The 26,274-nt window shown below is 64.7% G+C and carries 27 protein-coding genes; 14 read left to right on the plus strand and 13 right to left on the minus strand.

The annotated features are described in order from the left end of the window. The first annotated feature begins 122 nt into the window (after positions 1-122). Positions 123-995, plus strand: coding sequence for a MurR/RpiR family transcriptional regulator (locus Q8J98_RS02430; RefSeq protein ID WP_305292990.1), 873 nt, complete (start codon positions 123-125; stop codon positions 993-995). Here the strand turns inward: Q8J98_RS02430 and Q8J98_RS02435 are convergent. The 8 genes from Q8J98_RS02435 to Q8J98_RS02470 form a co-directional block, all read right to left on the minus strand. Further along, positions 979-1,686: a PIG-L deacetylase family protein gene (locus Q8J98_RS02435; RefSeq protein WP_305292991.1), complete on the minus strand. Its 708-nt coding sequence runs from the start codon at positions 1,684-1,686 to the stop codon at positions 979-981. The genes Q8J98_RS02430 and Q8J98_RS02435 overlap by 17 nt on opposite strands. Further along, positions 1,683-2,954 (minus strand): hypothetical protein, encoded by a 1,272-nt coding sequence (locus Q8J98_RS02440; RefSeq protein ID WP_305292992.1) that lies wholly within the window; start codon positions 2,952-2,954, stop codon positions 1,683-1,685. Before Q8J98_RS02440 ends, Q8J98_RS02435 begins: the two co-directional genes overlap by 4 nt. Further along, a complete protein-coding gene (locus Q8J98_RS02445) occupies positions 2,951-3,994 on the minus strand; it encodes an ABC transporter ATP-binding protein (protein ID WP_305292993.1) in 1,044 nt (347 codons plus the stop codon). The genes Q8J98_RS02440 and Q8J98_RS02445 overlap by 4 nt, the downstream gene beginning before the upstream one ends. Positions 3,995-4,004: 10 nt before the next feature. Further along, positions 4,005-4,823, minus strand: a complete 819-nt coding sequence (locus Q8J98_RS02450) for a carbohydrate ABC transporter permease (RefSeq protein ID WP_305185579.1) — start codon at positions 4,821-4,823, stop codon at positions 4,005-4,007. Continuing rightward, positions 4,820-5,662, minus strand: a complete 843-nt coding sequence (locus tag Q8J98_RS02455; protein ID WP_305292994.1) for a carbohydrate ABC transporter permease — start codon at positions 5,660-5,662, stop codon at positions 4,820-4,822. The genes Q8J98_RS02450 and Q8J98_RS02455 overlap by 4 nt, the downstream gene beginning before the upstream one ends. A 98-nt stretch (positions 5,663-5,760) precedes the next feature. Continuing rightward, on the minus strand, positions 5,761-7,023 hold the full coding sequence (locus Q8J98_RS02460; RefSeq protein ID WP_305292995.1) for an ABC transporter substrate-binding protein: 1,263 nt from the start codon (positions 7,021-7,023) through the stop codon (positions 5,761-5,763). Further along, positions 7,020-8,117, minus strand: a complete 1,098-nt coding sequence (locus tag Q8J98_RS02465; RefSeq protein ID WP_305292996.1) for a LacI family DNA-binding transcriptional regulator — start codon at positions 8,115-8,117, stop codon at positions 7,020-7,022. The genes Q8J98_RS02460 and Q8J98_RS02465 overlap by 4 nt, the downstream gene beginning before the upstream one ends. Positions 8,118-8,230: 113 nt before the next feature. Further along, positions 8,231-9,370: an MFS transporter gene (locus Q8J98_RS02470; protein ID WP_305292997.1), complete on the minus strand. Its 1,140-nt coding sequence runs from the start codon at positions 9,368-9,370 to the stop codon at positions 8,231-8,233. A 189-nt stretch (positions 9,371-9,559) separates the two neighbouring features. On the opposite strand from Q8J98_RS02470, the gene Q8J98_RS02475 reads away from it, so the two are divergent. The 4 genes from Q8J98_RS02475 to Q8J98_RS02490 all read left to right on the plus strand — a co-directional run bounded on the left by Q8J98_RS02475 (position 9,560) and on the right by Q8J98_RS02490 (position 12,695). Further along, the gene (locus Q8J98_RS02475) at positions 9,560-10,180 is read left to right on the plus strand and encodes a 50S ribosomal protein L25/general stress protein Ctc (RefSeq protein WP_305185574.1); all 621 of its coding nucleotides are present in this window, start codon (positions 9,560-9,562) and stop codon (positions 10,178-10,180) included. Between the two features lie 131 nt (positions 10,181-10,311). Then, positions 10,312-11,028 carry an aminoacyl-tRNA hydrolase gene (gene pth / locus Q8J98_RS02480; RefSeq protein ID WP_305292998.1) on the plus strand — a complete coding sequence of 239 codons (717 nt, stop codon included), beginning with the start codon at positions 10,312-10,314 and terminating at the stop codon, positions 11,026-11,028. Between the two features lie 134 nt (positions 11,029-11,162). Next, a complete protein-coding gene (locus Q8J98_RS02485; protein ID WP_305292999.1) occupies positions 11,163-12,320 on the plus strand; it encodes a serine hydrolase in 1,158 nt (385 codons plus the stop codon). Between the two features lie 3 nt (positions 12,321-12,323). Then, positions 12,324-12,695 carry a DUF2237 family protein gene (locus Q8J98_RS02490; protein ID WP_305293000.1) on the plus strand — a complete coding sequence of 124 codons (372 nt, stop codon included), beginning with the start codon at positions 12,324-12,326 and terminating at the stop codon, positions 12,693-12,695. Positions 12,696-12,697: 2 nt separating this feature from the next. Here the strand turns inward: Q8J98_RS02490 and Q8J98_RS02495 are convergent, their stop codons facing one another. Continuing rightward, positions 12,698-13,036, minus strand: coding sequence for a hypothetical protein (locus Q8J98_RS02495; RefSeq protein ID WP_305293001.1), 339 nt, complete (start codon positions 13,034-13,036; stop codon positions 12,698-12,700). 262 nt (positions 13,037-13,298) lie between these two features. Here Q8J98_RS02495 and Q8J98_RS02500 point away from each other — a divergent pair, with 262 nt between their 5' ends. Together Q8J98_RS02500 and Q8J98_RS02505 are read left to right on the plus strand one after the other, a co-directional pair. Continuing rightward, positions 13,299-13,574, plus strand: a complete 276-nt coding sequence (locus Q8J98_RS02500) for a hypothetical protein (RefSeq protein WP_305293002.1) — start codon at positions 13,299-13,301, stop codon at positions 13,572-13,574. Positions 13,575-13,666: 92 nt separating this feature from the next. Then, positions 13,667-14,878, plus strand: coding sequence for a PqqD family peptide modification chaperone (locus tag Q8J98_RS02505; protein WP_305293003.1), 1,212 nt, complete (start codon positions 13,667-13,669; stop codon positions 14,876-14,878). 24 nt (positions 14,879-14,902) lie between these two features. On the opposite strand, the gene irr is transcribed toward Q8J98_RS02505, so the two are convergent. Beyond that, positions 14,903-15,322, minus strand: a complete 420-nt coding sequence (irr, locus tag Q8J98_RS02510; protein WP_305185568.1) for a Fur family transcriptional regulator Irr — start codon at positions 15,320-15,322, stop codon at positions 14,903-14,905. Between the two features lie 171 nt (positions 15,323-15,493). Between irr and fabA the strand changes: the two genes are divergently transcribed. The 3 genes from fabA to Q8J98_RS02525 are packed head-to-tail and all read left to right on the plus strand — an operon-like array spanning position 15,494 to position 18,052. Further along, entirely contained in the window at positions 15,494-16,003 is a 510-nt protein-coding gene (fabA, locus tag Q8J98_RS02515; protein WP_305185625.1) for a bifunctional 3-hydroxydecanoyl-ACP dehydratase/trans-2-decenoyl-ACP isomerase, read from the plus strand. Positions 16,004-16,027: 24 nt separating this feature from the next. Next, entirely contained in the window at positions 16,028-17,257 is a 1,230-nt protein-coding gene (fabB, locus tag Q8J98_RS02520; RefSeq protein WP_305293004.1) for a beta-ketoacyl-ACP synthase I, read from the plus strand. Between the two features lie 6 nt (positions 17,258-17,263). Continuing rightward, complete coding sequence (locus Q8J98_RS02525; protein ID WP_305293005.1) at positions 17,264-18,052, plus strand: enoyl-ACP reductase; 789 nt, start codon at positions 17,264-17,266, stop codon at positions 18,050-18,052. A gap of 64 nt (positions 18,053-18,116) precedes the next feature. Here Q8J98_RS02525 and Q8J98_RS02530 read toward each other — a convergent pair whose 3' ends face one another. Then, positions 18,117-18,716, minus strand: a complete 600-nt coding sequence (locus Q8J98_RS02530; RefSeq protein ID WP_305293006.1) for a hypothetical protein — start codon at positions 18,714-18,716, stop codon at positions 18,117-18,119. Positions 18,717-18,843: 127 nt separating this feature from the next. Between Q8J98_RS02530 and Q8J98_RS02535 the strand changes: the two genes are divergently transcribed. The 4 genes from Q8J98_RS02535 to Q8J98_RS02550 all read left to right on the plus strand — a co-directional run bounded on the left by Q8J98_RS02535 (position 18,844) and on the right by Q8J98_RS02550 (position 23,415). Beyond that, positions 18,844-19,530 carry a haloacid dehalogenase type II gene (locus Q8J98_RS02535; RefSeq protein ID WP_305293007.1) on the plus strand — a complete coding sequence of 229 codons (687 nt, stop codon included), beginning with the start codon at positions 18,844-18,846 and terminating at the stop codon, positions 19,528-19,530. Beyond that, complete coding sequence (locus Q8J98_RS02540) at positions 19,523-20,350, plus strand: alpha/beta fold hydrolase (RefSeq protein WP_305293008.1); 828 nt, start codon at positions 19,523-19,525, stop codon at positions 20,348-20,350. The genes Q8J98_RS02535 and Q8J98_RS02540 overlap by 8 nt, the downstream gene beginning before the upstream one ends. Beyond that, positions 20,347-21,303: a threonine/serine dehydratase gene (locus Q8J98_RS02545; RefSeq protein WP_305293009.1), complete on the plus strand. Its 957-nt coding sequence runs from the start codon at positions 20,347-20,349 to the stop codon at positions 21,301-21,303. The genes Q8J98_RS02540 and Q8J98_RS02545 overlap by 4 nt, the downstream gene beginning before the upstream one ends. Positions 21,304-21,555: 252 nt before the next feature. Beyond that, positions 21,556-23,415 carry a hypothetical protein gene (locus Q8J98_RS02550; RefSeq protein WP_305293010.1) on the plus strand — a complete coding sequence of 620 codons (1,860 nt, stop codon included), beginning with the start codon at positions 21,556-21,558 and terminating at the stop codon, positions 23,413-23,415. 85 nt (positions 23,416-23,500) lie between these two features. Here the strand turns inward: Q8J98_RS02550 and Q8J98_RS02555 are convergent, their stop codons facing one another. Both Q8J98_RS02555 and Q8J98_RS02560 read right to left on the minus strand, forming a co-directional pair. Beyond that, complete coding sequence (locus Q8J98_RS02555; protein ID WP_305293011.1) at positions 23,501-24,499, minus strand: SUMF1/EgtB/PvdO family nonheme iron enzyme; 999 nt, start codon at positions 24,497-24,499, stop codon at positions 23,501-23,503. Then, complete coding sequence (locus tag Q8J98_RS02560) at positions 24,496-26,226, minus strand: hypothetical protein (protein ID WP_305293012.1); 1,731 nt, start codon at positions 26,224-26,226, stop codon at positions 24,496-24,498. The genes Q8J98_RS02555 and Q8J98_RS02560 overlap by 4 nt, the downstream gene beginning before the upstream one ends. Between the last annotated feature and the right edge of the window lie 48 nt (positions 26,227-26,274).

Raw genomic sequence — 26,274 nt, forward strand, 5'->3', positions numbered from 1 at the left:
CCTGTTGCATTCTTTTTGTTGCGACCAGCGTCCACCGCGCGGGGGGATTCTGTCAAGATCATTTCAATTCACAAAATCCTGTTACAATCTATTCAAAGCGACTCAGTCCTAGGGTGCCCAATTTGGCAGCAGTGCAACAGACCATCGAGGAACGCCTGCGCGCAGGTTTCGAAACGCTGACCCGCGCCGAGCGGCAGTTGGCAAGCCACCTCTTGCGGCATTACCCGGTGGCGGCGCTCGGTTCGATCACCGCGCTGGCCAAAGGTGCCGAGGTGTCCAGCCCAACTGTTGTGCGGCTGGTGCAAAAGCTCGGGTTCGCAGGCTACACCGATTTTCAGACCGGCATCCGCGCCGAGGTGGAAGAACGTCTGATCTCGCCCCTGGCCAAGCATGACCGCTGGGCGGGCGGGGTGCCTGACACCCATATTCTCAACCGCTTCGCCGATGCGGTTCTGGGCAATCTGCATGCCACACTGGCGCAGATCAACCATGCCGAGTTTGACGCGGCGGCGGCGCTGATGGCCGACCCGGCGCGCAAGGTCTTTGCCACCGGCGGGCGGATCACCCATGCCATGGCCGAGTATTTCGTGACCCATATGAAGGTGATCCGCCCCGGTGTGAGCCTGATTTCCGAAATGTCGAACGCCTGGCCACCGGCGCTGATCGAAATGGTGCCGGGCGACGTGCTTTTGGCATTCGATATCCGTCGCTATGAAAACAACGTGCTGCAACTGGTGGAAATGGCAGCCGAGCAGGGGGCCGAGGTGGTGCTGATCACCGACCCCTGGGTTTCACCCGCCGCCGCCCACGCGCGCTATCGCTTTTCGGCACAGATCGAAGTGCCTTCGGCATGGGATTCGACGGTGGCGATTCAGGTGCTGGTCGAAACCCTGATGGCGGCCGTGCAAAGCCTGACCTGGCAGCAGACCGAAACGCGGATGAAGCGGCTGGAGGGGCTTTATGCGCGGGCGCGGTTTTTCAGAAGGGCGAAGTAGGCGGAGTTTGCGCCGCGCCGCGAAACAGCACCGCCCGAACCGCAGGCGGCGGCGGCAAGAGCGCGCGAATGTCGGCGAAGGGAAAGCGTGGCTCAAAGCGAAACGCTTCGGCGCGCGCCTCGGGGCCGCCGTTGCACTCGCCCGCGCGGAACCCGGCAAGTCGGGTGACGGCTGGTAGGAAGCGCGCCGGGTCCTGGCTTTCGTGGCAAAGTATCGCTTCACATTTCAGCGCAAAATGCGCGGTCACATCGACCCAGTGGGTGGGGGTGAAACCGGTGCCGTTCAGCGTATCTGCGTAAAGCAGCGGCACCCCGAAGCCGGTCGCCTGTGCCAGCGCGGCGGAGAGCGCGCGGTGGTCGGCATGGTAGCAATTGGGCGCATGGGTGACCACGAGATCGGGCCTTTCCCGGCCGATGAGCCCGCGCAGCGCTTCGATGAGCGGCGCATCATGCATCAACTTGCCATCGGGGAAATCGAGAAAGCTCGGCTTGGCTGACAGCAGCGCCGCAGCGCGCTCTGCCTCGGCCCGGCGTGCCAGCCGAAGTGCGGCCGGGTCCTGCACGCCCCCCGCCGCGCCATCGGTCGCGACGGCCAGCGCCAGTTCCGCCCCCATAGCGCGCCACGCCGCGAGGCTGCCGAACAGAAAAATCTCGATGTCGTCAGGGTGTGCCCCGACCGCCAGAACCTTCATGCCCGCTCCATCGCCAGAAACTCCAGCACCATCGCCGCAGTCCAGGTGAACCTGCCACCCCCAAGCGGTTCTCCGGTGGTCGGGTCGTAGTATTCGGCAAAGCCGCTTTCGTGGATCAGATCAAGGCTTGAGCGGGTGATCGCCGCCGCCGCGGCGGTTTGCCCGGCCCGGACCAGACCGTCGGCGATCATGTAGTTGACCACCAGCCAGACCGGCCCGCGCCAGTAGCGCTTGGCGTCGAAACGGGGGTCGGCGGGGGCGTGGCTTGGCACCCGGAAGCGGGCACCGTGCGCTTCGATGCTGGCGGCAATCGCTTGCGCGCGGGCGGGCGGAATTGCCGCGAATGCGGCAAGTAACCCGCCAACCGAAGCACTATCGATCAGCGCGCCGGTGGTGCGGTCGCCGCAGAGGTATTGACCGTGCTCCACGCTCCAGAGCCGCTCCAAAGCCGCAAGACCGCGTGCCGCGAAGGCGCGGTTTTCGGCGGCAAGCGCAGGCTCGCCCAAAGCTTCGGCCAGATCGGCCAGATCGGCGCAGGCACGCAGCAGGATCGCGTTGAAGCCGGGGTCCACCACCTGAAACGGCGAGGCGTCGTGCAGCTTTGCGGTATCCCAGCCAAGGCTGCGGAAATGTTCGACCAGCCAAAGATAGCGGTCGTATTGCGCCTTGGTCGGGCGGTGCTCGGGGTTGGCGTGCTGGGTGTCGCGGCGGGTGTAGGGCGCGATGCCCTCGGTCGGCACCCGCTCGAAGGACACATCCCAGTCGATCGAATTGTCACGCCCGGATTCCCATGGGTGGATGATTGCCACCAACCCCTCGCCCTTCGGGTCACGGGTGGCAAAGAACCAGCGATGCCAGGCGGCGACCTTTGGCAGCAGCGCGCGCACCCGCGCCTCGGCCTCGGCGCGGTTGCTGGCACGGTCAAAGAGGCGGCGCAGCGCAAAGCCTGCGACGGCGGGTTGGGTAATACCGGAGGTCGGCACCGGCCGCCCGGTGGACCAGACTTCGGGGCCGGGAAAATAGCCATCGTCGTTAAGGTGAAAGATGATATGCGGCACCATTCCGCAGGGCCATTGGTGCGCGAACAGGGTTTCGATTTCGGTCCAGGCGCGGGCCTCGTCGTAATGGCGCTGACCAAGCGCGGTCAGGCAACTGTCCCAGTTCCACTGGAACGGATAGAGGCCCTTGGTAGGCACGGTGTAGCTGCCGCGGTCATTCTCGCGCAGAATGTCCTCGGCGATCTTCGCAAGCGGGTCCTGGGCAGTCATGCGATGGCCTTCTGGGTGTTGAGATCAAACCAGCGGATGCGGTCGGAAACAGGTGATAGCGTGATGTGGTCGCCGGGTGCCAGTGCCAGCGTGCTGTCGAGCACCGCGCGCAGCACCACGCCCGCGACGGTCGCGGTGACAAGGATGTGCGGCCCGAGCGGCTCCACCACGCGAACCTCGGCCAAAAAACCATGGTCGGCGGGGTGCAGGTCTTCCGGGCGGATGGCGAATTCGATCTGCGGCAGGTCGGCGCGCGGGCCGTCAAAGGTCAGCCCCGCCACCTGCCAGCAGCCTTCGCCCGCAGCGGCCGCAGGCAGGAAGTTCATCGGCGGGTTGCCAATGAAGCTGCCCACAAAGCGCGCGGCGGGGTTGCGGTAAACCTCGACCGGAGGTGCCGCCTGCACGATGTCGCCGCCGTGCATCACCGCGATGCGGTCGGCCAGGCTCATCGCTTCGACCTGATCGTGGGTCACATAGATCGTGGTGGTTTTCGAGGCGGCGAGTACGCCCTTCAACTCGGCGCGCATTTCCAGGCGCAAGAGCGCGTCGAGGTTTGAAAGCGGCTCGTCCATCAGAATCACGTCAGGCTCCATTGCCAGCGCGCGCGCCACCGCCACGCGCTGCCGCTGGCCGCCCGAAAGCTGCCCCGAATAGCGTTTGAGCAGGCCCTCGATGTGCATGATCTCGGCGGTGCGCGTCACCCGGCGTGTCACCTCGGCCTGCGCAAGCCTCTGCATTCGCAGACCGAATGCAATGTTCTCGAATACGGTCAGATGCGGAAATACCGCGTAGTTCTGAAACACCATCGAAATGCCACGCTCGCGCGGCGGCAGCATGTCCACCCTGCGTCCGCCGATCCAGACCTCGCCCTTGGTCGGGCTGTCGAGCCCCGCGATGATGCGCAAAAGCGTGGTCTTGCCGCAGCCCGAGGCCCCCAGAAGCACCACGAATTCGCGATCGGAAATCGTCAGGTCGATCGAATGCAGCGCGGTGAAGGCCCCGAATACCTTTGCAACACCCTTGATTTCTATTTCGGCCATGGCACCGCTCCTATCGGTTGGCGATGCCCCACATCGCGAAAAGGTACTTGCGCACCGCGAAGATGAAACCAAGCGCGGGCAGCACCAGCGCCGCTCCACCCGCGAACTTCAGTGGCAAAGGCGAGACATCAAGGCTTTGCAGCAGGAACGCCGTCAGCGTGCGATGCTCGATGGTCAGCACCGCGCTGGCGAAAACCTCGTTCCACGAGATCACGAAAGCGAACACCGCCGAGGCGGCAATGCCGGGGGCGGCAAGCGGCAGCACCACCTTGAGAAAGGCCTGCACGCGGTTGCAGCCAAGCGTCAGGGCCGCTTCCTCCAGCTCGTAGGGGATGCCGGAAAACAGCGAATAGGTGATCAGCACCGCAAACGGCAGCGCCAGCGTGGTATGCACGAAGGCAAGGCCCAGCACCGTGTCATCAAGCCCGACGCGGATGAACAGCACCGCCAGCGGCAACGCCAGGAGCGGCAGCGGAAAGGCGCGGGTCATGACCACCATGAAGCGGAACAGTTGCTTGCCGGGGAAATCGAACCGCGCCAGCGCGTAGCCAGCAGGCGCGCCCGCGGCAATCGCCATGACCATCGTCAGCACCGCCACCTGAACCGAGTTCCAGAGTGCCGAGGTGACGCCCCGAAAGCCAAGAAAGAACCGGATCGATGCGAGGTCGAACGAGGGCCAGAAGCGCTTGGGAAAGCCGGTTACCTCGGCAGGGGCCGAAAGCGCGTTGACGAGCAAGAGATAGATCGGCACCAGCACCCAGACGCAAGCCAGAACCACGGCGGCCACGAATACCCGGTTGCCAGCGCGGCGGACGGTGGTCTCGCTCATGGCCGCGCCTCCTTGGGAACGTGCAGCAGGCGCAGGATGAGCACGGTAAAGCCCACCGAAATTCCCAGGATCACCATCGCATAGGCCGCCGCGACGCCGCGTTCCTGCATGGTAAATTGCCAATGGTAGGTTTCGCTCATCAGCACCGGCAGGTTGGTGCCGCCAAGCGCGAGCACCACGGCAAACACCTCGAAGGCCATGATGACGCGCAGGATCAGCGCGGTTTGCAGGCTGGGCTTCAGCAAGGGCAGCGTGACCCGGCGAAAGCGCTGCCAGCGACTTGCGCCGAAGACCTCGGCGGCCTCGCCATATTCCTTGGGAATGAGGCCCATGCCAGCCACAAGGATGACCATCATGATTGCCGTGGCGCGCCACAATTCGGTCAGCACGATGGCGGCAAAGATCACGCCCTTGCTCTGGTAGCCGAGGAAAAGCTGCGGCCGCTCGGTGATGCCAAGCCCGGTCAGCGCCGAATTGAGAAAGCCCGACTGTTCGAAGATGGCAAGCCACACGAGGCCCGCGGCAAGGTCGGAAATGCCAAGCGGAATGGCGAAAATGTAAAGCACCGCGCCGCGCGCGCGCACCAGCCGGGTGACCATGCTGGCCATCATCAGCGCCAGCGTCAGTTGCAGCGGGACCACCACCGCGGCAAGCAGAATGGTGTTGCGGAAGGTGATGCCGAACTTCCAGTGACCTGCCATGCGGTCGAAATTCTCGAGGCTCCAGACCCCGTCATGCCGGAGGCTGTCGATCGCTACCAGCGTGAACGGATAGAGGAAGAACAAAATGAGGAACGCCGTTGCAGGAAACAGCAACAGGTAGGGCAACATGCGCGGCATCGGCTGGCTCTCCCCCGTGGCTTGCCGGAACTGGCGACCTGCATGGGCGGTGGCGGGGGCCTGCGGTGCGGCTGCACACCGCAGGCCCCCTCAGGCGCTCATTTCACCGGGCAAGGCCCGTCCGAGGCGGCATCGGGTGCCCAGCAGGGGGCATTCGCCTCGATCATCAGGGCGCGCAGCACCGCGGCCTCTTCGTCAAGCACGGCGCGCACCGGCTGGCCATTCAGCACGATCCGCTCGAACGTGTCGGTGTAGATCTGGCTGAACTGGCCGCCCTTGTCGCCAAGTCCCATCGGCAGAAGTGCGGGCAGCGCATCGGCTGCGCCGGTCATTGCCGCAATTGCCGCCGCCGAGGCCCGCACCGAGGGTGGCATGTCGGCAGGCATGTCGGTTGCGATCACCGGGAAGAAGTTGGTGGCGCGCAACGTGGCGATCTGGGTTTCCGGCTTCAGCATGAAGGCGACCAACGCCAGCGCCTGCGCCTTGTCGGGTGCAGTCGTGGGCACCGCGATGCCCGCCAGAACCGGCATGAAGGCGCGGCCCTTCGGGCCTGCCGGGGCCGGGAAGGCGACGAAATCATCGGGGCGCTGGTTGAACGCATCGGCGATGCGCGCAACATGGTCGAACGCAACCCAGACTTCTTCGGTCAGCAGTTGCTCTTGCATGAAGCCGTAGCCGGTCGAGGCAGGGTTGGTATAGGCCCAGAGCTCCTTGAACTTGTTCCAGGCAACCTCTGCTTCGGCCGAACGGAACTCGGTCACCGTCGATCCGGTGTAGGAGGGCAGCAGGAAGCCCTGGAAGAAGCGGTGCTTGAGCCCCCTTGGCCCCGCCGGGAAGCCGAACTTCGGCCCGCCGGTGCCTTCGGCGAGCGCCTTGGTCCAGGCGATGAACTGGTCATAGCTGAGCGCGTTGATATCGGCACCTGCGGGCAGGTAGGGCAGGGCTTTCTTGTTGGCAACCATCAGATAGGTGGCCTGCATCCAGGGGATGTATTTCTGCTCGGTGGTGCCGAGGCGGCCCAGTTCAACCATGGCCGGGCCTACGGCCGATACGTCGATGCCGCTCAGATCGACAAGGTTCGCCCCGAGCGACGAGAGATCGCCGTGCAGGCCGCCCAGCACCGCAATGGTGCCTCGCCCGGCCTGCGCTTCGGCCTGAATGCGGGTGATCCAGGGGCCCTCGTCAGAGGGCTGGTAATCCACCCCGCCGGGGAAGCCCGCCAACACCTGTTCGCGCATGCGCTGGGTTTCCTCGACCGGCTTGGCCTGGGTTGACCAGAACAGCGGTTCGGCCAGTGCCGGCCCTGCCATCAGCAAAATTCCGGCGACAAGCGCCGTCGAGCGCAGACGATTGAAAGTCATTTTCTTGCTCCTCTCCCGTTATGTGCGAGTTGGGTGGTCTGGCCGCGCGGAGAAAGCCGCACGGGTCCGTGGCTTGCCCGCAGCACCAGCTTTGGGCGGATCAACAGGGTCTCGGGCACAGCGGGCCGGGTTTTTTCGGCCAACTGCGCCACCAGCATTCGCGCCGATTCGCGCGCGCTGCGGGTGGTTTCGGAATCGAATGTGGTCAGGCCGGGGCGGGCCAGCGCTGACGACGCGATGTTGTCAAAGCCGATCACGCTCAGATCGCCGGGTACCGACAGCCCCAGATGCGCGGCCTCTTCCAGCACCGTAAGTGCCAGCCCGTCAAAAAGCGTGAGCACGGCGGTGGGCCGCTCCGGTGCACTCAGAAGCGCGGCAATGGCGTCGTGCCGCCGCGCCCCATCATAGCGCGGCGAGGTGGCAATCTGCAGGCTCACTTCGGGGTCGCCGCGCCGCGCGATGGCTTGCAGCAGCCCCTCGGTCCGGTGCTGCCGAAACATCATCGGCTCCTTGATCGTCACCAAGCCGAAGCGGCGATGGCCAAGCGCGTAAAGCACCTCGAAGGCTTCCGCAAAGGCTGCGGTGCCATCGGTATCCACCCACGAATGCTGCGGTGCCTCGATCGAGGTGCGCCCATGTGTCACGAAGGGAAAACCCGCAGAAGATAGAAACTCGATGCGCGGATCGGCCTCGGAGGTGCGCGCGATGATCAGGCCATCGGCGCGATGGGTGCCGACGATGTTGCGGATAACCGAAAGCTCCGACTGGGTTTCCGGCACCGCTGCCAGAAACAGGTCGATCCCGTGCTGACCCAAGCCCGCGCCGAGACCCGAAATGAACTCGCCAAGATAGCTGTCTTCGCGACCGTAGCCGGGATCGGTCAGGATCAGCCCGACAAAGCCGCTGCCACGCCCGGACACAAGCGATTGCGCGGCTCGGTTCGGTATATAGCCGATATCGCGGGCAGTCGCTTCGACACGCTGCCGGGTTTCGGGCGAGATGCGCGGGTTTCCGGCAAGCGCGCGCGACACTGTCGCGGCAGAAACACCGAGCGTCCGGGCGACATCCTTGATGGTCTTGCGGTGCCCCGGCATCGGCCCTCCCCAGGTCCTTTGCAGCCCATGCGGGTAAGTATGCACCGATTCGGCATTTGTGCAAACGTTTACACAATCATGCGGAAGCGCCCGCGCAGAGGTGAAGAAGTGGCTTATCGCCGCGTCAGCTGCGCCAGTCCGGGCAGGATCATCGCCATTGCCAGAGCCACGGCGACGAAAGACCAGCGCAGGCCGAAGGTCTGCGCGACCAGCCCCATGCCGACCGGACCAAGAAAAAACCCGGTGAATCCCAGCATCCAGCTTCGCGAAATCGCGTAGGCGCGCTGCTCGGGTGCCACCGCGCGGCCGAGCAGCGAATTGGCCGAGGGCACCACCACCGCAACGCCCAGCCCGATCAGCGCTACGCCAAGCACTGCCACGCCGGGGGCCGGGGCCACCGCCACCACCAGCGCGCCGAACATGCCGAGCAGCGCCGACCCCGCCACCAGCCGCGCCTCACCCAGACGTGCAGCCAGGAATTGCCCGGAGAGACGGCCAATTCCCATCGTCAAACCGAGCATCGCCGGGCCGAACGAGCCCTCGCCTTTCGGTCCGCCGAGGGTGCGTTCAATATGCAGCGCCGACCAGCTTTCGGTTGCGTTTTCCGAGACGAAGGCGGCGAACAGGATTGCCGCGGCGGGCCAGATTGCGGCCCAAGGCGAAGCGGCAGGCTCGCCCCCGTTGGCCGCGGCAGGCACTGCGCCCGCAGCCCTTTCCGCCATCACCACAGCCAGCGCAAGCAGCACGATGAACAGCATCGGTGCCACCGTTTCGGGGCCAAGTCCGGCCTTGCGCGCCAGTCCGCAGCCAAAGGCTGACGCGCCGAACGCAAAGGAAAAGAGCGCGTGGTTGAGGTTCATCAGATGCAGCCCTTCGCGGGCCTCGCGCTCGGAAATGCGCACGTTTGCGGCGATGTCGAGCGTTGACATCGCGGCACCCATGGCCAGCAGCACCAGCCCGAGCGAGAAAATGTCACCCGCCAGAAGCGGCAGGAACGCCGCTGCGGCCACCAGCACCCCGCCAACAGGCAGCATGGCGCGCCCAAGTGTCGCCATGACACGCGGCGAGACCGCCATCGCCGCCATGCCGCCCGCCGCCGAGAGGACCAGCACCAGCCCCATTTCGCCGTCGCTTGCGCCTGCCGCCGCCTTGTAATCGGGCAGATAGGCGGCGAAGCCACCCCAGAACACGCCGACCGAAGCCAGGCCCGCCCCGGTTGCCCGTGATGCCCGCAATACCCTTGCGAAATCCATGAAATCCCCGTTCAAAGCGCTTTGGAAGCTTCGCGAAGCCCTAGCATGAGGGCGCTGCGGCGGCAACGGCTGGCCGCTGCATGGCTGCAAAAGGGCTTCCCTTTGCGGCTGCCTCACTGTATAGGGGCCGCCTTGCGGGCCTGCACCCTTGGAGGAGTCCCGCGCAACTTGAAGACTATGGAGACACCAATGGCCAAAGAGATCCCGGATCTGCTGGCCGTGGTACGGACGGGGACAGGCAAGGGGGCCGCTCGTCAAGCTCGTCGTGAGGGCAACGTACCCGGCATTGTTTATGGCGACGGCAAAGAGCCGCAGCCTATCGCATTCGAATACAACAAGCTGCTGCAAAAACTGCGTGCGGGGCGGTTCCTCTCGACGCTCTGGAACCTCAAGATCGAGGGCCAGGACGACGTGCGGGTGATCTGCCGTGGTGTGCAGCGCGACCCGGTCATGGACAAGCCGGTGCATGTTGACCTGATGCGCCTGCATCAGGCCAGCCGCATCAACCTGTTCATCCACGTCAACTTTGAAAACCCGGAAGCCTCGCCGGGGCTGAAGCGCGGCGGCGCGCTGACCATCGTGCGCCCCGAAGTTGAACTGGAAGTGCTGGCAGGCGAGATTCCGAACCACCTGACGGTCGATCTGACCGGCAAGGACATCGGCGATGTCATCCACATCAACGACATCGTGCTGCCTGAAGGCGCGAAGCCGACGATCAAGCGCAATTTCGTGATCGCCAACATCGGCGCGCCCTCGGGCCTGCGTTCGAGCGACAACGAAGGCGATGAGGCTGCCGCCGCTACCGAGTAAGGTTGCGGCCGCGACGAATGTGGCGCGGGAAGGGGCAGCCCTTTCCGCGTTTTCGTTTCCTCGGCCCGGCGCGCGGCGGCGTTGAAACCGAGGTCGCGGCGGCTTAGGCTGCACCGGGGCGGGGAGGGTGCATGAAACTGTTCGTAGGCTTGGGCAATCCGGGGGCAGGGTATGCAGCCAACCGGCACAACATCGGCTTCATGGCGGTTGACCGGATCGCGGTGGAACATGGCTTTGGCCCGTGGCGCGCGCGGTTTCAGGGGCAGCTTGCCGAGGGCAGCCTTGGCGGCGAAAAGGTTCTGCTGCTCAAACCCGGCACCTTCATGAACCTTTCTGGCCAATCGGTCGGCGAGGCGGTGCGCTACCTCAAGATCAGCCCTGCCGAAGTGACGGTATTTCACGACGAACTCGACCTTGCGCCCGGCAAGTGCCGCCTGAAGCAGGGCGGCGGCCACGCAGGCCACAACGGCTTGCGCTCGCTTCACGCCCATATCGGCGAGGGTTATGCGCGGGTGCGGCTTGGCATCGGCCACCCTGGCGACAAGAACCGTGTGGCCGACTATGTGCTCGCGGATTTTGCCAAGTCCGATGCGGGCTGGCGCGAGGATCTGTTGGCCGGCATCGCGGCAGGCGCGCCAGCGCTTGCGGCGGGCGATGGCGCGGCTTTCCTGAATGCCGTGGCGCTTCGCACCGCACCGCAACGGCCCGCAAAATCGCCGCGCCCGCCACGCGAGGCAGTGCAGACCGCCGCGCCCGCCACGCCCGAAGCTGCGCCGCCCGAGGCCGCCGTGCCCGACGCAGCACCGAAAACCGCTTTGGCGCGATTGGTGGACCGCTTTCGGCGCTGATCCGTCCGGCGCACCGAACCGCAGGTGCCTGGCACCAGATCGTTGCCGTGGGCATTTTAATTTGCGCCAAGGCAGGGCGGAATGTGTTGCGGCGCGGCGGGCGGCGTGGTTCCTTTCGCCGAGGGGGATTTGACATGCGGATTGTCAGAATTGTTATCAGGGTGGTCTTGCTCGTTGCTCTTGTTGCGGGCGGACTCGCGGTCTGGAAGCGCGAGGAGATTGCACGGCTCTTGGCGGTGAACAGCCTGTTCGCGCCGAACAAGATCGTTGCCAATTTCTCCGGCATGGACCGGCTGTTTCTCACCCGGCCCCTGGAAATCGGTGCCGGGCCGGTTTCGCAACTGCCACAGGGGGAAGCGGCGACGCTGCCGCCTGACGTCGCCGCCTGGGTCGAGGCGCGCGCGGTCACCGCGCTGGTGGTGCTGCAAAGCGGGGCGCTGGTGCACGAAAGCTATTACCTCGGCACCCGGCCCGAGGATCTGCGGATCAGCTGGTCGGTGGCGAAAAGCTATCTCTCGGCGCTGTTCGGGATTTTGCATGCCGAGGGAATGGTGCCTGACCTCGATGCGCGGGTGGTGGATTTCGCGCCCTCGCTGAAAGGCTCGGCCTATGACGGCGCAAGCGTGCGCGATGTGCTGACGATGTCTGCCGGGGCTGCGTTCAACGAGGACTATCTGGATTTCAACTCCGACATCAACCGGATGGGGCGGGTGCTGGCGCTTGGCGGGTCGATGAACGGTTTTGCCGCAGGTCTGCGCGCGCGCGCAGCGCCACCTGGAACGCGCTGGCACTATGTCTCGATCGACACGCATGTGCTTGGCATGGTGATTGCAGGGGCCAGCGGGCGCGACCCGGCTGACCTTCTGGCCGAGCGTTTGCTGGCGCCGATGGGGCTTGAGCGCAGGCCCTACTATGTTACCGATGGCGAGGGCACGGCCTTCGTTCTGGGCGGTCTCAACCTGACCACACGCGACTATGCGCGCTTTGGTTTGCTGTTTGCGCAAGCCGGGCTTTGGGGCGAGCGGCAGCTGGTGCCCGCCGACTGGGTGGCAGCCTCGACTGCGTTGCAGGCACCGGGGGGCGCTGCCTATGGCTACCAATGGTGGGTGCCCACTGACAGCGCGGCGCATGGCGGCGATTATTTCGCCCGCGGCATCTATGGCCAGTATATCTACGTCAACCCGGCGCGTGCCGTGGTGGTGGCGGTGAATGCCGCCGACACCCGGTTTGAAGACGTGGGGGTTGACGAAGGCAACCTTGCCGTATTGCGCAGTATCGCGGAGAGCCTATGAGACATGCAGAAGCTGCCATCGGTCAATGTGTTGGGCGGCGTGCTCGAACCCTGTTCGATGGCTCCGCGCACCGGTTTTTTCCGCGACGGGCTATGCAACACCTGCTTTGAAGATGCAGGAAGCCACACCGTTTGCGCGGTGATGACCGCCGAGTTTCTGGCGTTTTCAGCCTATGTCGGCAATGATCTGGGCACGCCAAGGCCCGAACTGGGGTTTGCCGGCGTCAGGCCCGGCGACGCCTGGTGCCTTTGCGCCGGGCGGTTCTTGCAGGCCTGGGACGAAGGTTGTGCGCCGCGGGTACGCCTTGCGGCCACGCATGCGCGCGCGCTCGAGACCGTGCCGCTTGCGGTGTTGCAGGAATGCGCGGAAGGTTGAGCCTATCGGCACTGTTCGTAAATGCTCGCCCAGCCCGGCGTGACCACCACCAGCCCGCCGCTGAGCGCGGGCATGATCAGCATCTTTTCTTTCCAGATTTCGCCTTCGCCAGCACAGTCGGCGTCATACATGACGGCTTCTTCGAAACCGGGCAAAGCAGTCGGGTTCGACAGCCGACAGGCGGATTCGTAAAAGCTTATCGTCGCCCCTGCCAAGGTCATCGCGCCGTCGCCCGGAGCCGCGCAGTCGCCTATCGCATAGGTGCCGTCGAATGACTGGCCAATGACCGCGCCAGGTGCCAATGCCAACAAAAGCGCCGCCGAGAAAGCCAAGACACGCATGATTTCGCCCTTTTCATGTTCGCTACGGATACGCGCGCGCCGCAGCGGAAGCCTACCACCATGGGATGCCGAGGGGGAGCGGCGAAATGCCGCCGGTAGCCGGGCGGGTCACTTGAATCGCGGCACTGATTCTGTAGAATTCCTCCATAGAGCAAGGGCGCAGATGCCTTGAATTCGATGTGCCGACCTGCGATTCGGCGCGGCCATGTTGCTGCCATTTTTTTCCTCTACACTTGACATCATTTTGAAAGGGAGAAGTGCCATGAGTGAGACAGACGATACCATGCTTTCAAGGCGCCGCGCCATCTCGCGGCTCGGGGCGTTGGCGTTGACGGCGTATTCTGTTCCGGCTTTCACGACGCTTTCTGCGGCGCATGCGAGCTCGGTGTCCGAGCCGTCAGAACCGTCAGAACCGTCAGAGCCTTCCGAGCCCTCGGAACCCTCCGAGCCGAGCGAGCCGTCTTCGCCTTCAGGTGCCGAGGTCTGTGACCCCACAATCACCGACCCGAACGCCTCGGGCTTCTGCGCGCCGACCTGACCTGAAGGAATGCTACACCCCGGCAATGGCTATCAGCTTTTGCCGGGGTCGCTGCGCCTGGGTGCGCGATCAAATCGGCAGGTGAACAGGGCGTGTCCGAGCTAGCCTATTTGGTTTTCGACGGCTTGACCGCGCCCGTCGTGTTGCGCGATTGCCCGGAGATCGTTGAAACAATTTCCGGAGTCATGCCAGGGTGGCATTTCGAGGTGTTGCCAGCCAGTGCCGAGCCCCCGTTCATCGCCATTTCCCGGCTTGCGGATGCCAGCCTGAATGTTTCGCTGGCAAATGGCCCGGCCAAGCGGCTGAACACATTGAACGCGGTCTGCGAACTGATCGCATGCATGGCGCAGGAATTGCTTCGCTCGCAGCCGTATCTGCTGTGTTTGCACGCTGCTGCGGTTGAGATCAGCGGACGGCTGGTCGTGTTTCCAAGCACCAGGCGTGCGGGCAAGAGCACGCTGATGGCCTGTCTCGCAGCGCGCGGCTTGCGCGTTTTTACGGACGACTATCTGCCGCTGGAGTCAGCCGACGACGGAAGTTTGGTCGGGCGCGCAACCGGGGTGCAGACGCGGCTGCGCCTTCCCGTGCCGCCCGAATTTACCCCCGAACTGCGCGCGCAACTTGAAGCGCGGTTCAGTGCGGCCAATTCGCAATATGTGTTCCTGCGCGCGGCACGCCCGGTGCCACACGGTGCGGCATCGCCAGTTGGCGCGATCGTGTTTCTGGAACGCGCGGCAACGGCGGAAACGAAATTGCTTCCGGCAAAATCTGACGAAACGATCGACCGTTTGCTGAAACAGAATTTCGCGCGGGGCATGCACAGCGCAGATATTCTTTCTGCGCTTGACGCAATTGCACGAACCGCCTTGCTCTTTCATTTGCAATACGCATCGGCGGAGAGCGCCGCCGAATTGCTCGAAAACGCCTTCGGTGCGCTGGGCAGCGCGCCGGTGCCGCAATTTGCATTGCGCGCGCGCCCTGTGGAGGTATTTGGCACGAAGCCGATTGCGGCGCGCGCGGAGCCGAGTGCACGGTATGCTCAAGCTGCCGGACTGAGCCAGGTCACATCAGACCGCCAATGCTATCTGACCGACCCCCAAGGAGTTGCGGTGCATCGTCTGAACGAGGGTGCCATGGCTGTCTGGGAGTTGTTGGAGGAAGCGATGTCGGCAAATGATATTGCGGACCTGCTGCATGATCGGTTTCCGGCAACCCCCCGCGAGTCCATTCGCGGCGACACGCTAGTGCTCCTAGACGAATTTCTGCGAAACCGCCTGATTGTTCCTGCTTCCGACTGCCCCTGACTTTCGCAGGACAATGGCCAAGCCTCAAGCGATGCGGCGGACCCGCAGAACCACATCGACGCGGGTCATTTCGGTGCCCTCAGGTGCCGCAGGCAGCCGCGAGATCACCAGATCTTCGACCGGGGCATCGGTAATTTCGGAGGTCTCTTCCCAGAAGTAATGCGGGTGCTCGTCCATCCGCGTGTCAAAGAAAGAGCGGGTCGCATCGACGGTGATTTCCTGCATCAATCCCGCCTGGCAAAAAGCCCGCATGGTGTTGTAAACCGTGGCCAGAGACACCGCCTCGCCCACCTGCCGCGCTTCGGCATAAAGCCCCTCGGCCGTGACATGGCGGTTGCCGCCGCCGCCGACAAGAAGCGTCGCAAGCGTCAGGCGCTGGCGTGTCGGGCGCAGCCCGCCGCGTGCAAGCCATTCCTGTCCGCGTTTCTCGGCCAAAGTCTGCATCGCTGATCTTTCGCGTGAAATCTAACCTAGAGTAGGGAACAGTTGCGGATTTTTCAATGGTCTAAATCTAGTAGCCGGGGCTCGCCCTGTTGCCCGGGCCTTGCCTCTGGCTTTGCGCGAGTGCTAGATGCCCGACAAGACGGGCTTGCGATGCACAAAGGGGCGGTGCCGATGGCGGGGTATCCGACATATTTCGACAAGGAAGACCTTCTGCGCTGTGCGCGCGGAGAGATGTTCGGGCCTGGAAATGCGCAACTTCCTGCCCCTCCGATGCTGATGATGGATCGCATTACCGATATTTCGGCCGATGGCGGCGAACATGGCAAGGGCCATGTTGTGGCCGAGTTCGACATCACGCCGGACCTGTGGTTTTTCGAGTGCCATTTTCCCGGCAACCCGATCATGCCGGGCTGCCTCGGGCTTGACGGATTGTGGCAGCTGACCGGATTCAACCTCGGCTGGCGCGGCTGGCCGGGGCGGGGCTATGCGCTTGGTGTCGGCGAAGTGAAGCTTACCGGAATGGTGCGGCCCGACCGCAAGCTGCTGCGCTACTTCGTCGATTACACCAAGGCCATCCACACCCGCCGACTGACCATGGGCGTGGCCGATGGCCGTGTCGAGGCAGATGGCGAAACGATTTATCTGGTCAAGGACATGAAGGTCGCTCTTTCGGAGAGTTGAACCAACGAGGAAAAGGAGGCCCCCATGCGCCGCGTCGTCATTACCGGGCTCGGGATCATCTCGCCAATTGGCAATTCTGCCGAAGAGGTCACCGCTTCGCTGCGCGATGGTCGCTCGGGCATCATCTTTGCGCCGTCCTACGCAGAACACGGCTTTCGCAGCCAGGTTCACGGCCAACCGCAGATCGTGCTGGAAGAGCATATCGACAAGCGCAACCTGCGTTTCATGGGGCCCGGCGCGGCCTACAACTTTCTCGCCATGGAACAGGCAATCCGCGACAGCGGGCTGGATGAGGGCGATGTCTCGAACCCTCGAACCGGCCTCATCATGGGGTCCGGCGGCCCCTCGACCTCGAACTTTTTCGAGGCGCATACGACGGTGATAGAAAAGGGCGCGCCAAAGCGCATGGGTCCGTTCATGGTCACCCGCTGCATGTCTTCGACCAACTCGGCCTGCCTTGCGACTCCGTTCAAGATCAAGGGCGTGAACTATTCGATCACCTCTGCCTGTTCCACCTCGGCGCATTGCATCGGCAACGGCGCGGAACTGATCCAGATGGGCAAGCAGGACATCGTCTTTGCCGGTGGCGGCGAGGAACTGGACTGGACGCTTTCCTGCCTCTTTGACGCGATGGGGGCGATGTCATCGAAATACAATGACACGCCCGCCACCGCGAGCCGCGCCTTTGACGCGACCCGCGACGGCTTCGTGATCGCGGGCGGCGGCGGTGTGGTGGTGCTGGAAGAACTTGGCCACGCGCTGGCACGCGGCGCGAAAATCTACGCCGAGCTTACCGGCTACGCGGCCACCTCCGACGGCTACGACATGGTGGCACCCTCGGGTGAGGGCGGCGAACGCGCGATGCGGCTGGCGCTTTCCACGCTCGAGGCGGGCCGAAAGGTCAGTTACATCAACGCCCACGGCACTTCGACCCAGGCGGGCGATGTGACCGAGGTGCTGGCAATTCGCCGGATATTCGGCGAGGGCAAGGTGCCGCCGATCTCCTCGACAAAGTCGCTGACCGGGCACAGCCTGGGCGCGACCGGGGTGCATGAGGCGATCTATTCGCTGCTGATGATGCAGGAGGGGTTCATTGCCGCTTCGGCGAACATCACCGAGCTTGACCCTGCCATTCGCCCCGAGGAAATCGCCATGACCCGGGTCGATGACGTCGCGCACGATTCGATCCTGTCGAATTCGTTCGGTTTCGGCGGTACCAATGCGTCGCTGCTATTCAGCAAATTCCACGGGTAGGCAAACATGGCTGATCTCTTGATAGGCAAGCGCGGGCTGGTGATGGGGGTCGCGAATGACCATTCCATCGCCTGGGGCATTGCGCAGGCGCTGCGCGCCGAAGGCGCGGAACTGGCGTTTTCCTATCAGGGCGAGGCCTTCGGGCGGCGGGTAGAGCCACTTGCCGCCTCGCTCGGGTCGAACATCCTCGTTGATGTCGATGTGAACGACGATGCCAGCCTTGATGCTGCCTTTGCCCGGCTCAAGTCGGAATGGGGCGGAATGGATTTCCTGATCCACGCCATCGCCTATTCCGACAAGGCCGAACTTAACGGGCGCTTCATCAACACCAGCCGCGAGAACTTCAAGAACTCGCTCGCCATCTCGTGTTATTCGTTCATCGACGTGGCGCGTCGTGCCGCCCAGATGATGCCGAATGGCGGCAGCCTGATCACGCTCACCTATGGCGGCTCGAACCGGGTGACGCCCTATTACAACGTGATGGGCGTGGCCAAGGCGGCGCTGGAAAGCGCGGTTCGCTACCTTGCCAACGACCTGGGGCCCGATCGGATCCGGGTCAACGCGATTTCGCCGGGGCCGATGCGCACCCTTGCCGGCGCAGCGATTGGTGGCGCGCGCAAGACCTACAGGCACACCGAGGCGAACAGCCCGCTGCGGCAGAATGCGACGCTGGAGGCAATCGGCGGCACAGCGGTTTACCTCTGCTCGGACTATGGGGCCTGCACCACCGGCGACGTGCTGATGGTCGATAGCGGCTACCATGTGCTGGGCATGCCGCAGCCGGAGAACATCTGAAGCGGGGGGCCTTGCGCCCCCCGCACCCCCCGCAGGATATTTCGCTGAAGCAGGTGCAGCGGGGTCAGGCCTTCGGTGGTTCGCGGTGCCGAAGCTGGTCGCGCAGCGTATCGAGTTGCGCGTGGAAGGCCACGGCGTCGGCATAATCGACAAAGCCCGGATAGTAGGGATGCTGCCCGTTCACGCGCCGTGCATGTTTGATCGGGCACCAGTATTGTTCGGTGCGCCCGGCAATTTCGCGCGCATAGGAAATGACCCCGTTGCCATAGCCGCAATAGACGCAGTTCAGCTTCTGGATGCCGTTGAGGTAGGCCAGCAGGTGGCGGTCGATCACGATGTGGTCGCGCCGCTTGACCCGCTCCATGCCGTAGATCGGAAAGCAGATCAGCTGAAAGACCGTCACGAACAGATCAAGTAGCGCGATCGGCACGATCAGCGAATAGATCACCGGCGTGGTCAGCACCACCAACGGCCGGGTGCGTGCGAGGAACACGCTAAGTTTCACCCGCGCGGCGCGGTGCTGGGCGCGCACGCCTGCCTCGAAGACCACGCGGCGGCGCACCACCTGATAGCGCAGCGCCGCGCGGCGTTCCTCGAAAGCGGCTTCAAGCTCGCCCTGAAGCTCCTTGAGCCGCTCCATCATCCGCTCGATCCGGGTGGCCATCTGCCCCTCCTGCATTCTGCCCGGTCATATCAGCACGTTTTGTGCCTGTCGGCCACTGTGGCGCGCATCGCCCCTTGCTCTGCCTCCCCGCCCGCGCCAGTCTGCGCCGCAGCATGGAGGGCTACCAATGGCCATCACGACCTGCGTTTTTGACGCCTATGGCACGCTTTTTGATGTCAATGCAGCCGCCCGCGCCGCCGCCGCAGAGCCGGGGCGCGAGGGTTTTGCCGCGATCTGGCCAACACTGGCCGAGGATTGGCGCGCCAAGCAGTTGCAGTATTCCTGGCTGCGCGCGGTCGCCGGTCAGTACGTGAATTTCTGGCAGGTCACCCAGGACGGGCTTGACTGGGCGCTGGAGGCCTCAAACCTCACTGATCCCGAATTGCGCGCCCGCCTGCTGGCGCTTTACTGGGAACTGCCCGCCTACCCGGAGGTGCCCGCCATGCTTGCCACGCTGAAAGCTGCGGGGATGAAAACGGCGATCCTCTCGAACGGCTCGCCCGAGATGCTGAACGGCGCGGTTACCTCGGCGGGCATCGGCGCTGGGCTTGATGCGGTGCTTTCGGTCGAAAGCGTTGGCGTGTTCAAGCCGCATGCATCCGTCTATGCGCTGGTCGAAAAGCGGTTCGGCTGCCGAGCCGATCAGGTGCTCTTCGTCTCTTCCAACGGCTGGGATGCGGCCTATGCGGCGGGCTTCGGCTTTACCACCGTTTGGGTCAACCGTGCCGGCCTGCCGATGGATCGGCTACCCGCCCTCCCGCAGCACCTTTTGCCCGACCTTTCCCGCATAGCGGAGCTTGCCCAGAGTGCCTGATTTCTTCACCGCGCCCGATGGCACCCGCCTTGATTTCACCGACGAAGGCGAAGGTCTGCCGCTGGTCGCCCTTGCCGGGCTGACCCGCAATGGCCGCGATTTCGACTACCTCGCGCCGCACCTGCCTGCGGGGGTGCGCCTGATCCGCCCGGATTATCGCGGCCGCGGCGGTTCGGCCTGGACCGGCGCGAAAACCTACACGGTGCCGCAAGAGGCGCGCGATGTATTGGCGCTGATGGACCATCTCGGACTGGCCCGCGCTGCAATACTCGGGACCTCGCGCGGCGGGCTGATCGGCATGTTTCTTGCCGCCACCGCCAAGGCAAGATTGCTGGGGCTTTGCCTCAATGATGTCGGCCCGGCGATCGAGCGCCGGGGGCTGGAGCGGATATTCGATTACGTCGGCCGCACCCCGCGCGCCAGAAGCTGGGATGAACTGGCCGAAAAGCTGCCCGCCCTGATGCCCGGTTTCGCCAATGTGCCCGCCAGCCGCTGGCGCGAAGAGGTTCGTCACCATTATCTGGAAACCCCCGATGGCCTTGCCCTGCGCTACGACCCAGCCTTGCGCGAAGCTTTCCTTGATGCGTTCAAGGGCCCCGAGGCCGATCTCTGGCCTTTGTTCGACGCCTGTGCGGGGCTGCCTCTGGCGCTGATCCGGGGTGCCAATTCCGACCTGCTCAGCCCTGCCAGTGCTGCCGAAATGCGCCGCCGCAGGCCCGACATGATCTTTGCCGAGGTGCCTGACCGCGCCCATGTGCCATTTCTCGACGAGCCAGAGGCGGTGGCGGTGATTTCTGCATGGATCGGGAGGCTCGCATGAACCGCGCCGCCATAGTTGCCGCGCGCGAACGCATCCGCGCGCATGTCCGGCACACACCCTTGCTTGGCTCGCCCGCGCTGGATGCGCTTGCCGGGCGGCGGGTGCTGCTCAAGGCCGAATGCCTGCAACATACCGGCAGCTTCAAGGCGCGCGGTGGCTGGGCGGCGCTTTCGGCGCTGCCGCCCGAGGTGCGCGCGCGGGGGGTGATCGCCTATAGCTCGGGGAACCACGCGCAGGGGGTGGCACGGGCGGCGGCGGCCTTTGGCGTGCCTGCTGTCATCGTGATGCCTGCGGACGCGCCGGGGGTGAAGATTGCCAATACCCGCGCGCTTGGCGGCGAAGTGGTGCTTTATGATCGCGCCACCGAGGACCGTGACGCGATTGGCGCGACCATGGCTGCATCGCGCGGCCTCAGCCTGGTGAAGCCTTTCGACGACGCTGCGGTGATCGCGGGGCAGGGAACCATCGGGTTGGAGCTGCTGGAAGACCTTCCCGCAGGCTGGCGGGGCGAGGTGCTGGCCCCCTGTGGCGGCGGCGGGCTGACATCGGGCCTCGCGCTGGCGCTGGAAGGCAGCGGCGCGAGGGTGCGCCCGGTCGAACCGGAAGGGTTTGACGATACCGCCCGCTCGCTCGCGGCAGGCCGGATCGAGCGCAATGCGCGCCTGTCCGGCTCGGTTTGCGATGCCATCGTCACGCCTTCACCGGGGGTGCTGACCTTTCCGATTTTGCAACGGCTCTGCGGGCCGGGCCTGGCGGTTACCGACGATCAGGCCCTTCAGGCGATGGTGCTTGCATTTCGGCACCTGCGGGTGGTGCTGGAGCCAGGCGGCGCGGTTGCGCTGGCAGCGGCGTTGTTTACCCCGAATCTGGCTCCCGAGGTGGTTGCCATCGGGTCAGGTGGCAATGTGGACGAGGCGATTTTTGGAGCCGCGCTGGCCCGATTCGGCGGCTGAAACGCGGCAGCCGGGCGCGGCAAGGCGCGATGCGCAGGCTGCCAACTCCGACGTTTCATGCTGCGCTGCGGCAACGACCGCGCTGCCTTCCTTGGCAGCTTCAGGCACTTAGCGGCGAAATTTCTGATTTCGGGCAGGCGTCGATCGGTGATCGTCGGCGGCGGATCGGCCAGATTCCGCCTACATAACTTGATCTTAACCCTATTCAGGGCTACTGGATGCACTCAAGGGACAGTGACCGGAAAAACACACGTGAACTTTTTTGATTTGTCGCGCAGGCGGGACCGTGGCTTTGTGGGCCTTTGGCGCACGCATCGTGGGGTTTTGCTGGCAAGCGTCGGGGTGCTGATCGTGGGCACTGCGGCGGCGCTTACCGTTCCTGCGGCCCTGCGCGCCGCGCGGTCTGATGCAGCGCCCGTGGTGTTGGCTGCTTTGCCCGAAATGCCAACACTAGTGCTGCCGCGTCCGGTCCTGGCTGAGCCTGACAATGCGGCATCGCTTCTTGCCGCGGTCGCGGCGCTCAGCCCCGACCCGGTCGTGGTGCGCGTTGAACCTTTGACCATGGCGGCACCGCTGCCCGAGCAGGCCCCGGTCCCGATCGCCGTGACCATGAGCAGCAAGGCGCTTGCAGACGCGGCTCTCGCCAAGACAGTGTCGCCGGATATCGTTACCGCACTGCCCTTGCCCGCAACCGAACTGCTGCAGCCGCCGCTGCCCGAGGTTTTTGCGGTGACCGTGCTGCTGGCATCGGCCGAAACGCCGCGCCCTGCGCTGCGTCCGGCCGCGGTAGCCGCGCGCGCCGCTGCAAATGCCCCGGCACGCCCACAGCCGCGCCCGGTAAGGCTGGAGGTCGCGGCAGCCACCACGTCGGCCGCGCCGCTGCGTCCGCTGCCGCGCCCAGCACAACGCTTCGCTGCGGCACCGGTCACCGCGGCCGCGCCGCTACGCCCGCAGCCGCGCCCCGCCCTGACTTCGCTGGCGGTGGCAACGCCCGCGGCCCCGGCCCGCCCGAGCCCCAGACCATTTGCGCCAGCGCAGGTCGTGCAGGCCGCGGCGCAACTGCCCGTCGCCCCGGTTTCGCCTGCGTCGCAGGCCATTGAGGAAGCCGTCGCCGTGGCAGTTGCCAGTGCTGCGCCCGAAGTTTCGCCACCGCCGCGCTTGCGTCCGGCGCGGGTTCTGCTCGCTGCCACCGCCGCGCGCCAGGCCGCTGCTGCGGTTGCGCCGCGCGAGGTGCAGACCGTGGCGCTGCGTGAACCTGTCGCCCCGCCCTCGGGCGCACTTGACGATGCCTTGGCGCGTGCCCCTGCGGCAGCCGATTGCCCATCGCAACTGGCGCGCGGCATTCCGCGCCGCCCCGGCAGCGCCGCAACTGGCAGCGAATTTGGCGCGGCACTTGGCAATGCCAATGGCAGCGAGCGCGACCAGATGATCGTTCGCGAAGTGCTTTCGGGCAACGTGCCGCAGTTCCTGCGCGCGCTGACCCCGGTCACGCTTTCCGGCACCAGTTCGGCGGGCAAGCCGGTGACGATTACCGTTTGTGTCACGCCCGACTATGTTGCCGTGGGTGACAATGCCGATTTCCTGCGGGTGCCGATGGGCCTGCCGGAGGCCGCACAAATCGCCGACCGGCTTGGCTTCATGCTGCCGACCACGCGCATTGTGGATGCCGTTTTTGCGCAGGCCGGGGTTCGGCTTGCCCCGCGCCCGATGGAAGCCGGGCCGCAGATGACCTCGACCAGCTATTTCCGCCAGCACAATGCCACCATCGACGGGCAGAGTTCCGCTGTCGGGCTGCGCAACGGCCAACTGGTGGCGGGCATCAAGAAGGATCTGGTGCTGACCAACGCGCTGCGTCGCTCGCCGGGGCAGGTGGCAATCTACGGCTGGCACCAGCCGAACGGTCGCCCGATTCAGCCGCTGACAACGGTCCACGGCCAGCACTATTCCGATTACAGCCATGGCGTGCGGCTGGTCAGCCAGACCGCCTACCTCAATGGCCGCGCGGTCGCGCTTTCGGATCTGCTCGAAGACCACGTCTATGCGCAGATCATCAGCTCTGAAGGCCCGATTGCGGCACCAAGAACCCTGCTCGCATCGCTCTACACGCGCTGACCCGTTTCAGCCCCGCCGCGAATTTGCCGCCCGCAGCCGTCAGCGCGGGCGGTTTTCGTTTGCCCCACCCGCATCGGTGGCGGCTTCAGATCGATTTGCAGCAGCGAAACCCGAGGTGGTAATTGGCATGGCTGCCCGACGACATTACCGATGAGCCGTGCCAGAAGGGCGCGCGCCAGCGGCACCAATCGGGGTGGGCGCGGACGGTATCCCAGATGAACCAGCTTCCCTTCATCTCGGTCACGCCGAGCGTGGTCGAACCGCGGCTCGACATCTGGCCTGGGCTGAGCGGCAGGTTCATGTGCTCGGCGGCATTGCCGTGCAGATCGTAAACCTTGAGCGGGCTGGTGCAGCCGGGAAAGCTGCCGGTCGGGTAGGTGTTGGAGCCGCAGCCGTTGAAGCTGCCGCCATCGCAGCTGCCATTCTTGAAACTTGCCGCTGCGCAAACCCCGGCCTGATAGTTGGCACCGTAAGCCCACGCCCTTTGGGGTTCGTATTTGGCGTTATGTGCGGCCTGCATGCGCGAAACCGCAGCCGAGGGCGAGACGCCTTCGGCCAGGTCAAAGCGATAGTCGGGTGCCTCCAGCGCTCCTGCACAGGCCCCCTCCCATTCATGCGCATCGCAAAGCCGCTTGCCTTCCGCCGCACAGATTTGCGCGGCCTCGGAGGTTTTCACCCAGACCACCGGATAGGTGCAGGGCACGTTGGGATATTCGAACTGGTCGATGCAGGCGGTGGCTTGCGAGGCGCTTTGTGTCCGCGGGTCGTAAAGCGGTGCCATGTACTTGTCGCCGCAGATCTGCTCGAAACGCGGGTTGTCGTAGTAGCCGATGCCGCCCGGCAGGCGCGCCGCACATTCTTCCGGCGTCAAAGCGTGGCGGGTGATCGCGGGGTTGCCCTGCCCGATGATCGCGGACCGGGCGAAGATTTCCTTGACCCGCGCCAGTTCCGAAGCGCTCACCCCTCGCCGCTGCTGCATCTCGCGGAACATGCCCGCGTTCAGTTCCGCCAGGCCCTGAGCCGCGGCCCCCTCTGCCGCGAAAGCAAGCGTGATACAGGCAAGAAGGCGCGGCAGGATGCTCATGATGGCGGAACCTTTCGCAACAGATAGAAGAAATCACGGTTGTCGGAATAGGCGACGAAGCGGGGCAGGCGGGTGCCGTCATTCGCGCGCGCATCAATATCGCGCATGGCACGCACCAGATGCGAGATCTCGAGCCCGCCTTCAGGCTTCTGCGTATAGACCGCAAGATAGGTGTGCTCGACCGAGTTCATGTCAAGCTGCATCGCATATTCGCAGCCATAGGCCTGAAAGACGCGCGCCATTGCCGAAGGTGTTGCGGTGGAGAAATAGGCGTAGATCAGCATCCGGCGACCCTGCACGGTTTTCATGCAGGCACCGGCGCGCAGCGTACGCAGTTGCGCCTCGGCAGACCCCGACCAGTTCCCCGGCCCCCAGGAGCGCACCAACGGCCCCGGCACCGAATCGCCGGTGGCGGGATCGGGCGCGATCAGCGGCACGCCGTTCTGCCGGGCAAAGCGGATCTGCGGCAACAGCGCGTCATCCTCGACAGCCCATGTGCGCATGCCGATGGTGCCGTCTTCCAGCACATAAAGCGTGGCGAGATCGGGAACCAGCTTGCTCAGGACCACGCCGTTGACGACAAAGCCGTAGTGATGGCCGTTGTAGCTGAAGGCATAATCGCCCATGCGAAAGGCACCATGTTCGCGCTTGTAGCCGCCGGTAAAGGTGGCGGCGACCCGGTGCGCCTGCGACGGGCTGACCATGCCGAGCGTCACCAGCGGCGTGCTCGATGCAACGCCGTCGGGCCCGGGAATGGAGTAGTTGCGCCCCGAGCCCGAGGGCCGCGGCGACCAGTTCAGTGTCGGGTGATCGGTGCCGACCTCGTAGCCGACTTCGAATTCGGTCAGATCGAAGGCGACAAGGTAGGCGGTGGCCCAGCGTTCAACCTCGTCCAGCCAGTTGGTTTCGTTCGGGCGGTCGAGAATTTCGCGGCTGATCTTGGCGGGTTGCACGACACTTGCGTAAACCCCGGTATTGCCCGCCATCGCATACCAGTTGCCCTGCGCTATGCCACCTTCAGGTGCGCCTTGCAGCGCCATGCCGATCGAGGTCGAGATCACCGGAAAATCCACCAGCGCCGCTTGCCCCAGCGCCTCGACCACGCTGCCCGCTGCGGTGATGCCAAGCGTTACCCCGGTTTCGGCATAGGCATCCTGATAGAAGGTATCCTTGACCAGATTCACCAGGCTGTCGCCGAACCAGACGTTATCGCGCAAGAATTCGGCGGTGCGTTCGCGCGAAGTGCGCGAGCCGTCAACCCGGTTGCGCAAATAGACCTGGCCATTGCAGAGCGGAGCAAAGGGCAGCCCCGCCTTTTGCGCCGCTTCCAGCACGGAAGCTTGTTCAACGACCAGCGGACAACTGTAGTTGCCATCCGCCCGCGCCAGCCGCAACGTCGGCACCTCGGCAGGTTCCAGCGCAAGTTCAACCCCGTGGCTGTCGATGTTTTCGAGGTGGTAGAAGCTCGAGCGCCGGGCAGCGGGTGCCTTGAGTTCAAGCAGATACCACGAATTGATTGCGGGGCTGAGCGAGACAAGCTTCAACTCGGTGCCGTCGGTCAGCGTCATGCGCTGCTCTGCGCGGAAGGGCTGCAAATCGACAATTGTCTTGGTTGCCACCGCATCATAGGCAAGACGCTGTGCCGCAAGCTGATCGGCACCGGGCAGCGGAATGCCCTGTGCGCTGCCCTGTGTCGGCGCAAGGGCGAGCGCGGCAAGCAAAGGCAAGCAGGCAGACAGGCGGCCAGCACGGGTACTAAATATCATTCGTGGCAA

Origin of the sequence: Phaeovulum sp. (assembly GCF_030684035.1) — a bacterium.
In the GTDB taxonomy this organism is placed as follows: Bacteria; Pseudomonadota; Alphaproteobacteria; order Rhodobacterales; family Rhodobacteraceae; genus UBA6213.

What these genes read in the sequence shown, in the direction of transcription:
- Q8J98_RS02495 (WP_305293001.1), bottom strand. Translation starts at nt 13,036, where the DNA reads ATGCGTGTCTTGGCTTTCTCGGCGGCGCTTTTGTTGGCATTGGCACCT.
- Q8J98_RS02455 (WP_305292994.1), bottom strand. Translation starts at nt 5,662, where the DNA reads ATGCCGCGCATGTTGCCCTACCTGTTGCTGTTTCCTGCAACGGCGTTC.
- pth (WP_305292998.1), top strand. Translation starts at nt 10,312, where the DNA reads ATGAAACTGTTCGTAGGCTTGGGCAATCCGGGGGCAGGGTATGCAGCC.
- Q8J98_RS02450 (WP_305185579.1), bottom strand. Translation starts at nt 4,823, where the DNA reads ATGAGCGAGACCACCGTCCGCCGCGCTGGCAACCGGGTATTCGTGGCC.
- Q8J98_RS02435 (WP_305292991.1), bottom strand. Translation starts at nt 1,686, where the DNA reads ATGAAGGTTCTGGCGGTCGGGGCACACCCTGACGACATCGAGATTTTT.
- Q8J98_RS02465 (WP_305292996.1), bottom strand. Translation starts at nt 8,117, where the DNA reads ATGCCGGGGCACCGCAAGACCATCAAGGATGTCGCCCGGACGCTCGGT.
- Q8J98_RS02445 (WP_305292993.1), bottom strand. Translation starts at nt 3,994, where the DNA reads ATGGCCGAAATAGAAATCAAGGGTGTTGCAAAGGTATTCGGGGCCTTC.
- fabA (WP_305185625.1), top strand. Translation starts at nt 15,494, where the DNA reads ATGGCGGGGTATCCGACATATTTCGACAAGGAAGACCTTCTGCGCTGT.
- Q8J98_RS02535 (WP_305293007.1), top strand. Translation starts at nt 18,844, where the DNA reads ATGGCCATCACGACCTGCGTTTTTGACGCCTATGGCACGCTTTTTGAT.
- fabB (WP_305293004.1), top strand. Translation starts at nt 16,028, where the DNA reads ATGCGCCGCGTCGTCATTACCGGGCTCGGGATCATCTCGCCAATTGGC.
- irr (WP_305185568.1), bottom strand. Translation starts at nt 15,322, where the DNA reads ATGCAGACTTTGGCCGAGAAACGCGGACAGGAATGGCTTGCACGCGGC.
- Q8J98_RS02530 (WP_305293006.1), bottom strand. Translation starts at nt 18,716, where the DNA reads ATGGCCACCCGGATCGAGCGGATGATGGAGCGGCTCAAGGAGCTTCAG.
- Q8J98_RS02460 (WP_305292995.1), bottom strand. Translation starts at nt 7,023, where the DNA reads ATGACTTTCAATCGTCTGCGCTCGACGGCGCTTGTCGCCGGAATTTTG.
- Q8J98_RS02470 (WP_305292997.1), bottom strand. Translation starts at nt 9,370, where the DNA reads ATGGATTTCGCAAGGGTATTGCGGGCATCACGGGCAACCGGGGCGGGC.
- Q8J98_RS02440 (WP_305292992.1), bottom strand. Translation starts at nt 2,954, where the DNA reads ATGACTGCCCAGGACCCGCTTGCGAAGATCGCCGAGGACATTCTGCGC.
- Q8J98_RS02485 (WP_305292999.1), top strand. Translation starts at nt 11,163, where the DNA reads ATGCGGATTGTCAGAATTGTTATCAGGGTGGTCTTGCTCGTTGCTCTT.
- Q8J98_RS02500 (WP_305293002.1), top strand. Translation starts at nt 13,299, where the DNA reads ATGAGTGAGACAGACGATACCATGCTTTCAAGGCGCCGCGCCATCTCG.
- Q8J98_RS02475 (WP_305185574.1), top strand. Translation starts at nt 9,560, where the DNA reads ATGGCCAAAGAGATCCCGGATCTGCTGGCCGTGGTACGGACGGGGACA.
- Q8J98_RS02545 (WP_305293009.1), top strand. Translation starts at nt 20,347, where the DNA reads ATGAACCGCGCCGCCATAGTTGCCGCGCGCGAACGCATCCGCGCGCAT.
- Q8J98_RS02525 (WP_305293005.1), top strand. Translation starts at nt 17,264, where the DNA reads ATGGCTGATCTCTTGATAGGCAAGCGCGGGCTGGTGATGGGGGTCGCG.
- Q8J98_RS02490 (WP_305293000.1), top strand. Translation starts at nt 12,324, where the DNA reads ATGCAGAAGCTGCCATCGGTCAATGTGTTGGGCGGCGTGCTCGAACCC.
- Q8J98_RS02555 (WP_305293011.1), bottom strand. Translation starts at nt 24,499, where the DNA reads ATGAGCATCCTGCCGCGCCTTCTTGCCTGTATCACGCTTGCTTTCGCG.